Source organism: Streptomyces sp. NPDC005774, assembly GCF_042871645.1.
Classification (GTDB): domain Bacteria; phylum Actinomycetota; class Actinomycetes; order Streptomycetales; family Streptomycetaceae; genus Streptomyces; species Streptomyces pratens.
This window is the reverse complement of record NZ_JBIAIV010000038.1, coordinates 68,528-77,143: the sequence shown is the minus strand read 5'-3', so window position 1 is coordinate 77,143 and position 8,616 is coordinate 68,528. Positions and strand designations below refer to the sequence as shown.

Here is an 8,616-nt window from a genome sequence, read left to right as displayed (position 1 = left end):
TACTATCGCGTCGCGGTGTCCAGTAAGGTATTCAGCTCGCTGGACACCTATGTGTGGCGGCTCACCTTCAAGTGGGGACGACACACGCATCCAAGGAAGTCGAGGACCTGGGTAACCGACAGGTACTTCGGCAGATTCAACCCGTCCAGGGATGACAAGTGGGTGTTCGGCAATCCCGAGAACACCTCCTACTTGGTCAAGTTCGCCTGGACAAAGATCGTGCGCCACGACATGGTCAAGGGAACGGCATCAGTCGATGACCCCACCTTGGTCGATTACTGGGACAAGAGACGGCACAAGACGGTACCGACGACACTGGACAAGAAAACCCTTTCGATGGCCTACCTTCAAAAGGGAATCTGCCCGGTATGCCGTCAAGCGCTGATCGCTGACGCGGAATACCAGCCTGACAATCCACGTGAATGGATCGAATGGTTCGCAACGGCGAAAAAGAGGCTGGACAAACATCACCTCGTCTACCGAAGTCTCGGCGGGTCGGACGCACGGACAAACCTCCGCCTTGTGCACGCGGAATGCCACCAACATCACCACGCAGGTGACAGGTGGGAGAACGGCAGGATTGCCGCTGCACGGCCCTTGCGGTCTGCTTGAGCCGGATGCGGGGACAACTCGCCAGTCCGGTTCTGAGGGGGGCCTCCCGCAGCAATGCGGGGGGCCTACCCGACGGGGCGCCCAGCACTGGCAAAAACCCCTGACCAGCAAGAATCGTAAGACTACCCGGCACGATGCGGCGAGCATCGCGATCGGGCGACGCGCCCGGGGGCATCCGCTCCGGCGTCGGACGGCACCGCCCCGTGCACACCGGAGTGATGTGCACGGGCATCGGATCGTCCAGGCCGGCCCGGATGCCCCCGGGCGTGAGGGAGCCCGCCGCCGCCTTCCCGGACCACGGACACGATCCGTGCCGCCGGACGCGGAGCGAACGCGGGCGACCAGGACACCCACCACCGTTCGGGATGTCCGCAGCGAGCGGGAATGGGTCCAGGACTCACTCCTGCTCACTGACTAGGAACGGTGAACAGCCGGTTCCTGGGCAAGGGCCGGGGCGGGGTACGAGGCCGGGGCGGGGTCAGTTCGCCGGCTTTCGGGCGATGATCCGGTACGCGTTGGCGAACGGGGTGAGCCGCAGGACGGGTGCCAGCGCGAGGTCCGTCAGCGCCGCGACGGCGACCAACGGGGTGCCCGCGCGCAGCAGGACGGCGCGCGCCTGCTGCTGGAACGAGGTCGGCGGGATCGCGCGCCAGGGGGCGTCCGGGGCAGGCAGGGCATGGGAGAGGGCCAGCGCGGTGGCGCCGGCCAGGTCGTACGGGACGTACAGGGAACGGTGCCCGGACCTGGACGCGGCGGGCCTGGCGGCGGACCCGGTGACGCCGGGCCTGGTGACGCCGGGCCTGGTGACGCCGGGCCTGGTGACGCCGGGCCTGGTGGTGACGATCTCGCAGCCGAGGGCCTCCAGTTCGGCCCGGAGGTTGCGCGGTGGCAGCAGGTGGAGCCGGCGGGGCTGGTCGTAGGACAGCCACCGGTTTCCGAACAGGGCGGCGAACACGCACCTGGGGTCCAGGGTCTCGATGAGCAGATGACCGCCGGGGCGCAGGGCGTCCAGGGCGGCGCGGAGTTCCGTCCGCGGGTCGGTGGTGTGTTCGAGGTGGTGCAGCAGGCTGACGACGTCGTAGCGGGCCGCCACCCGGGCCAGCAGCTTCGGGTCCGTCAGCGCGCCGATGTGGGCCTCCTCGACGCGGCCGAGGACGCGGGCGCGTTCGACGCGCGCGGTGAGGTCGGTGCCGTCGAAGGCGGTGTAGGGGAAGAACTCCCGCGCGATGTCCGGGAAGCGGCCGTGTCCGGTGCCGACGTCCAGCCAGCTCTCCGGTTCGCCGAAGCGCAGCATCGCGCGGGCCGTGGCCCGGCGGCGGCGCGGGGCGTCGCGCAGCGCGAGGACGTGGTCGGTGACGGCGTCCCGGGGGGCTCCGCGCGGTGTCCGGCGGTGGAAGGCCAGGCCCTCGGCGGTGAGCCGGGGGTTCTGGAAGGTGTGCCCGCATTCCCGGCACGCGTCGACGGTGAACCGGCCCGGCCGGTGCCGTCGCAGGTCTCCGGTGCGCAGCCGGTTGCGCAGCCGCGTGGAGCCGCACCAGGGACAGTCTCCGCGGCGCGGCTCGTGCACCCGCACGGAGGCCTGCTGAGCGGGGACGACCAGGGCACGGGGGACGGCGGGCGACGGAACGGCGGGCGACGGGACGGCGGCGGGCGCGTCGGGTTCGGACATGGCGGCTCCGGGTGAGTCGGGCGGGGCGAGCGGGGACAGAGGGGGTGAGCGGAAGTGGGAGTGGAGGGGCGAGCGGGACGAGCAGGAGCAAGAGGGGCAAGCGGAGGCGAGAGGGGCGAGCAGAAGGGGTGAGCGGGGGCAGAGAGAGCGAGCAGGGGCCGAGGGGGTGAGCAGGATGGGTGGAACGGACTCGGGGTACTGGCCGGGCGGGCGGGGCACGGTGATGACATTCCCTTGCAAAACGTTACGGATCGGATGGCGATCCCGGGCGCAATGACGTCGGGGTGGCGTCGCCCGGTGGGTGGGATTCCGACGGCGGGCCCCAGGGCTCCGGCGTGTTCGAGCCGGGCCGGTACTGTTCGGCGAATGAGCGCGCTTAATCTCGACGACTTCACCGATCTGATCGAGCGTCCGGACGGCGGGGTACGCCGTGACGCGGAGGCGCGGCGCGAGCGCCGGATCGTGCCGCCCGGGTCGCTGGGCCGCCTCGACGAGCTGGGCGAGTGGCTGGCCGCCGCGCAGTCCGCGGTGCCGGTGCGACCGGTCGAACGGCCGCGGGTCGTCCTCTTCGCCGGTGATCACGGGATCGCCCGGCAGGGTGTCTCGGCGCGGCCCGCGGGCAGCGCCGGGCAGCTGGTGCGCGAGGTGTTGGAGGGCGGCCGTCCGGTGTCCGTGCTGGCCCGGCGGCTCGGGGTGCCGGTGCGGGTGGTCGACATGGCCCTGGACTGCGACCCGGACACCCTGCCCGAGGACGTCGTACGGCATCGGGTGCGGCGCGGCAGCGGACGGATCGACGTCGAGGACGCGCTGAGCCCCGAGGAGGCCGAGGCTGCGTTCCGGGCCGGGGTCGCGGTGGCCGACGAGGAGGCCGACTCCGGTACGGACCTGGTGGTGCTCGGCGATGTGAGCGTGGGCGGGACCACGGCGGCGGGTGTGCTGGTGGGCGCGCTGTGCGGGACGGACGCGTCCGTGGTCACCGGGCGCGGCGGGCTGGCGATCGACGACCTGGCCTGGATGCGCAAGTGCGCGGCGGTCCGTGACGCGCTGCGGCGGGCCCGGCCCGTGCTCGGCGACCAGTTGCGGCTGCTGGCGACGGTGGGCGGGGCCGACCTCACCGCGATGACGGGCTTCCTGCTGCAGGCCGCGGTGCGGAAGATGCCGGTCGTGCTCGACGGGGTCGTGACGGCGTCGTGCGCGCTGGTGGCGCAGCGGATCGCGTTCCGGGCGCCGGACTGGTGGCTGGCCTCGCACGACAGCGGGGAGCCGGGCCAGGCGAAGGCACTGGACCGGATGGCGCTGGAACCGCTCCTCTCCCACGGCGTCACCGTGGGCGAGGGCACGGGCGGCCTCCTGGCCCTCCCCCTGGTCCAGGCGGCGGCCGCCCTGGCCGCGGAACTCCCGGAACGCCCGAAGGAGTCGGAGACCCCGGAAGCACCGGAGACGCCGGAATCCTCGGAGCAGCCGGCCGTGGCGGACCGGCCGAAGGCGCCGGAGACCTCGGCAGTGCCGAAGCCCGAGTAGCCGTCCCCGTACGTCCCGAGCAACCGCTCCCGGAGCAACGCCCCGCCCCGTCGCCCGCGTTCGACGGAGCGGGGAACGGTCCCGGCCCCGGACCGACATGGCGGGCCGGCCTCGGCCGCAGCGGCAGCGGCAGCGGCAGCGGCAGGAAGTCTTTCCGCCGGGCACTCGCCGGCTCCGCCCCCGGGGAGACGTTCCGGGCGGCCCGCACCCGTAACGGCCGAAGGGCCGCGTCCCGGCGCAAGCCCTCCGCCCCGTCCGTCACCCGCGTTCGAGCGGGCGGGGCGGGTCGGGGTCGGGTTTGCCGCCGATCCAGTCCTGGACGGCGCGGCGGGGCGTCGACCAGCGCAGGTCGTGGTGGTAGGCGCGGAGGACGGCTTTGGCGCGGGCGCGGGGCCTGCGCCGGTAGAAGCGTCTGGACCACGGGGAGCCGGGACGGGCCAGCCGCAGCGCGCCGACCACGGCGATGACGGGGACGATCACACCGAACACGGCGATCCTCGCCTTGCCCTTGCTCAGGGCGATGAGCGAGAAGAGGAAGTTGACCGCGACGTTCAGGGCGACGCCTGCGCGGTTCTGGAGTTCTTCCGCGCTGAGGTCGTTGACGCCGAACGGGGAGAACCCGGCCAGCACCAGCCCGACTAGGGCGGCGGTGAGGACGACCACCTCGACGCTCTGCCGGCCCGCCTCGGTCCAGTAGACGTCGTCAAGGTGCAGGATCAGCGCGAACTCGTCCAGGACGAGACCGGCACCCATGCCGAAGACGACCGCGCTGAGCGCCGACCCGAAGCCGTGCCGGCCGCCCGCCACCGCGCCGAAGCCGCCGACGACCGTGAGGATCACGCCGGGCACGACGTGGTGGATGTGCAGACCGCCCGCCTTGACGTTGCCGAAGGGGCCCTTGCCGGCCCGGATCAGCCGGGTGACGGCCCGGGTGATCACGAAGGTGAGGACGAAGGCGGTGAGGGCGAGAAGCAGCGGCAGTTTGCCCGGCTCGATGATGTTCCGCTGCAGCCAATGCCCCATAAGCGCACTTTATCCACGGCTGCCCGGGGCGCCCTGCTGACCACCGGGTAACCTGCGCCGGTGCCCGCACCCTTCCCGACCTCGCTGTCCGACGGTCTGCGCTTCGCCTTCGGCACCCTGACCGTGCTCCCGGTCCGGGTGACCCGCTGGGACCGCCCGGCCGCGCGCGGCGGCATGCTGTGCGCCCCGCTCGCCGGGCTGGTGGTGGGCGCCGTGGCCGCCGCCGTCGGACTCCTGCTGCTGTTCCTCGGCGCGGGCGCGCCGCTCGCCGCCGTCGCCACCGTCGCCGTACCCGCCGTCCTCACGCGCGGGCTGCATCTCGACGGACTGGCCGATGTCGCGGACGGGCTCGGCAGCGGCAAGCCGGCCGAGGACGCGCTGCGGATCATGAAGCAGTCGGACATCGGGCCGTTCGGCGTGCTCACCCTCGTCCTGGTGCTGCTGGCCCAGGTGGCCGCGCTGGCCCAGGCCTACGGCGACTCCTGGACCCGGGGCGCGCTCGCCGCCGTGGTCGCGGCGGTCGCGGCCCGGCTCGTCCTCACCCTCGCCGCCCGCACCGGGGTGCCGCCCGCACGTCCGGAAGGGCTGGGCGCCGCGGTCGCCGGGGTCGTCCCGCGGGCGGGCGCGGCGGCTGTCGCGCTCGCGGTGACCGGGGCCGCGGCGGCCGGGGGCGCCCTCCTCGGCGCGGACGGCATCGCCCGCACCGTCCTCGCGGTGCTGCTGTCGGCCGCGGCCGCGCAACTCCTCCTGCGGCACTGCGTCCGCCGCTTCGGCGGGGTCACCGGCGACGTGTTCGGCGCGCTGACGGAGACCGCGGCGACGACCGTCCTCGTCGTCGCGGCGCTGGGCTGAACCGTCGAACCGTCCACGGCACCCCGGGGCCCGTCCGGTACGGGCCTCAGCAGGCTCGGCGCCAGACCCCCAGTTCGTACTTCTTCAGCAGGGAACTCAGCCTCAGCCGCCGGGAGTCCGCGCAGAAGCGGTCGGTGGGCAGTTCGTACTCGGCGTGGAAGACGGCCTTGCCGGCCTCGACGAACGGGGTGAGCCGCGCGCACTCGCCGTACTGGGCGCACTGCTCGTTGACCGCGAAGTCGTAGTCGCCGACCAGCTGCGGGATCTGGTCCAGATCGTTCTTCAGGCCGACGGCCAGGCCGCGTTCATGGGCGAGCCGGGCGATCAGACGGTTGTAGCGGAGCTGGTCGGCGGCGGTGAGCGGGAACCCGGTGCGGTTGCGGTAGCCGTCCATGTTGTCCGGCTCCACCGCGTCGAAGCCCTTGTCGCGGCACATGTCGAACCGCTCGGCCATGATCGGTCCCAGCACGTCGGTACGCCGGATGTCGAGCCAGCGCTCGCCCTCCCAGCCGTTGCCGCGGCCGATCACCTCGTCGGGGAAGTCGCCGGCGTCGGGGCGGAAGTCCTCCCAGGCGCCCGTGGACAGGTAGCAGATGACCTTCCGGCCGTCGCGGTGCAGCCGCGCGACCGTGTCCCCGGAGTGGTCGAACCCGTCGATGTCGTAGACCGGTACGTCCACGGAGGTGTCGAGGCGTCCGCTGAGCTGCCACTGCCAGTCGGTGCCGGGACGCGGCTGCCAGCGGGGACCGGCGCTCCGGCCCGAGCCGGATTCGGACCCGGATCGGGCCCCGGACCCGGATTCGGATTCGGATTCGGATTCGGATTCGGGGCCCGTTCCCGAGGCGCAGCCCGCGAGCAGCAGCAGCGCGCACAGGGCGAGCGGCACGGCAAGCAGTCCTGAGGGTCGTCTCATGGGTGTCTCTCACCTTCGCCGCCGTCAGGCGGTCCGCGGGTAGGGCCCCGACGACGGCCGCCACGTCACCGATCGGTGAAGACCCGCGTGAGGGAGTGGACACACAGACGCGCGTAGTCTCGTCCGGAGTGTCGCCGTACCGGGGACGGCCCCGCCGAGACCGTACCGCCAGGTCGCCATCAGGGTCGGCGCCGGGCCGGTCGACCCACACCTTTCGGCCACAGCAACTTCACATCGGAAGCGAGAATTCACCACCGTGACTGCTCTCACTCTCAGCACCGCCGCGTTGCCCGGCCTGCGGGCCGACGCGATCGTGATCGGTGTCGCCAAGGGCACTGCGGCCGGGGGCCCGGTCGTCGTGCCGGGCGCCGAAGCCGTGGACAAGGCCTACGACGGCAGGCTCGCCGACGTCCTGGAGACCCTCGGCGCGTCCGGCGCCGAGGGTGAGGTGACGAAACTCCCCGCGCCGACCGGCTTCAAGACGCCGCTCGTGGTCGCGGTGGGTCTGGGCACCCGGCCCGAGAAGGACGCCGCCCCCGACACCGAGACACTGCGCCGGGCGGCCGGCGTGGCCGCCCGCGCCCTGTCCGGCTCCAAGAAGGCCGTCTTCGCCCTCCCGATGACGGACGCCGCCGACGCCGGCGCGGTCGCCGAGGGCGCGCTGCTCGGCGCGTACTCCTTCGACGCCTACAAGAACATCGGCGACACCGGCGGCAAGGACAAGAAGAAGGATCGCGGGGCGCCGCTCGCCGAGGCCGTGCTGGCCGGCGTGAAGTCCCGCGACAAGGCGTTCAAGGCGGCCGTGGAGCGTGCCACCGCGGTGGTGGAGGAGCTCAACCGGGCCCGCGACCTGATCAACACCCCGCCCAACGACCTCGACCCCGAGGCGTTCGCCGCCGTCGTGCAGGCCGCGGCCAAGGAGCACGGCATCAAGGTGCAGGTGCTCGACGAGAAGGCGCTGGCGAAGGGCGGCCACGGCGGCATCCTCGGCGTGGGCGCCGGCTCGGCGTCGGGTCCGCGGCTGGTGAAGCTGTCGTACACCTCCGCCAAGGCGAAGAAGCACCTCGCCTTCGTCGGCAAGGGCATCACGTACGACTCGGGCGGCATCTCGCTGAAGCCGGCCGGGCACAACGAGACGATGAAGTGCGACATGAGCGGCGCCGCCGCCGTGTTCGCCGCGGTCGTCGCCGCCGCCCGCCTCGGTCTCGCGGTCAACATCACCGGCTGGCTGGCCCTGGCCGAAAACATGCCCTCGGGTTCCGCGACCCGCCCGGGTGACGTGCTGCGCATGTACAGCGGCAAGACGGTGGAGGTGCTCAACACCGACGCCGAGGGCCGGCTGGTCCTCGCGGACGCGCTGTGGGCCGCCTCGGAGGAGAAGCCCGACGCGATCGTGGACGTCGCGACGCTGACCGGCGCGATGGTCCTGGCGCTGGGCAACCGCACCTTCGGCATCATGGCGAACGACGACGCCTTCCGCGCCGCGGTGCTGGAGGCCGCCGAGGAGGTCGGCGAGCCCGCCTGGCCGATGCCGCTGCCGGAGCACCTGCGCAAGGGGATGGACTCGACCGTCGCCGACATCGCGAACATGGGCGAGCGGATGGGCGGCGGACTCGTCGCCGGTCTCTTCCTGCGCGAGTTCGTCGGCGAGGGCATCACCTGGGCCCACCTCGACATCGCGGGGCCGGCCTTCAACGAGGGCGGCCCGTTCGGGTACACGCCCAAGGGCGGTACGGGTTCGGCGGTACGGACGCTGGTCCGCATCGCGGAGCAGACGGCGGCCGGCGAGCTGGGCTGAGCCGACCGGTTGCCGGCGGGACCCCGTGTGCGGGCAGGACGGGGCCCCGCCGGCCGGGTCGTGCCCTGCCGCGGAGGCGTGTCGTAGGGGTCGTCACGCGTACCCACCGTGCCTGCGACGGGCGGGTGTTCGAACGTGGGACGCCTCACACCGCCGCCCCACGTCTCGTTCCGCGTCGACAAGTGCGAGGATAGGGCTCGGCAGGACAGGGCCCCACCGAAGGGCCGA

The 8,616-nt window shown here is 72.8% G+C and carries 7 protein-coding genes and 1 pseudogene; 5 read left to right on the top strand and 3 right to left on the bottom strand.

All coding sequences use genetic code 11. The features are described 5' to 3' along the window. Together ACFYQA_RS28185 and ACFYQA_RS28180 are read left to right on the top strand one after the other, a co-directional pair. Window positions 1–612 (top strand): group II intron maturase-specific domain-containing protein (locus ACFYQA_RS28185; protein ID WP_388923492.1); only part of this gene is annotated, 612 nt, incomplete at its 5' end. Window positions 613–688: 76 nt separating this feature from the next. Next, window positions 689–1,030, top strand: a pseudogene (locus ACFYQA_RS28180) (IS200/IS605 family accessory protein TnpB-related protein); the annotation flags it as partial. 60 nt (window positions 1,031–1,090) lie between these two features. Here the strand turns inward: ACFYQA_RS28180 and ACFYQA_RS28175 are convergent. Beyond that, a complete protein-coding gene (locus ACFYQA_RS28175) occupies window positions 1,091–2,281 on the bottom strand; it encodes a methyltransferase domain-containing protein (RefSeq protein ID WP_388923489.1) in 1,191 nt (396 codons plus the stop codon). Between the two features lie 366 nt (window positions 2,282–2,647). Here ACFYQA_RS28175 and cobT point away from each other — a divergent pair, with 366 nt between their 5' ends. Next, a complete protein-coding gene (gene cobT, locus ACFYQA_RS28170) occupies window positions 2,648–3,802 on the top strand; it encodes a nicotinate-nucleotide--dimethylbenzimidazole phosphoribosyltransferase (RefSeq protein ID WP_388923486.1) in 1,155 nt (384 codons plus the stop codon). A 258-nt stretch (window positions 3,803–4,060) separates the two neighbouring features. On the opposite strand, the gene ACFYQA_RS28165 is transcribed toward cobT, so the two are convergent. Continuing rightward, window positions 4,061–4,825 carry a hypothetical protein gene (locus tag ACFYQA_RS28165; RefSeq protein ID WP_388923483.1) on the bottom strand — a complete coding sequence of 255 codons (765 nt, stop codon included), beginning with the start codon at window positions 4,823–4,825 and terminating at the stop codon, window positions 4,061–4,063. A gap of 60 nt (window positions 4,826–4,885) precedes the next feature. Between ACFYQA_RS28165 and ACFYQA_RS28160 the strand changes: the two genes are divergently transcribed. Next, a complete protein-coding gene (locus ACFYQA_RS28160; RefSeq protein ID WP_388923480.1) occupies window positions 4,886–5,677 on the top strand; it encodes an adenosylcobinamide-GDP ribazoletransferase in 792 nt (263 codons plus the stop codon). Between the two features lie 46 nt (window positions 5,678–5,723). Here the strand turns inward: ACFYQA_RS28160 and ACFYQA_RS28155 are convergent, their stop codons facing one another. Further along, window positions 5,724–6,590 (bottom strand): endo alpha-1,4 polygalactosaminidase, encoded by an 867-nt coding sequence (locus ACFYQA_RS28155; protein WP_388923477.1) that lies wholly within the window; start codon window positions 6,588–6,590, stop codon window positions 5,724–5,726. 256 nt (window positions 6,591–6,846) lie between these two features. On the opposite strand from ACFYQA_RS28155, the gene ACFYQA_RS28150 reads away from it, so the two are divergent. Then, entirely contained in the window at window positions 6,847–8,388 is a 1,542-nt protein-coding gene (locus ACFYQA_RS28150; protein ID WP_388923474.1) for a leucyl aminopeptidase, read from the top strand. Window positions 8,389–8,616 lie beyond the last annotated feature (228 nt).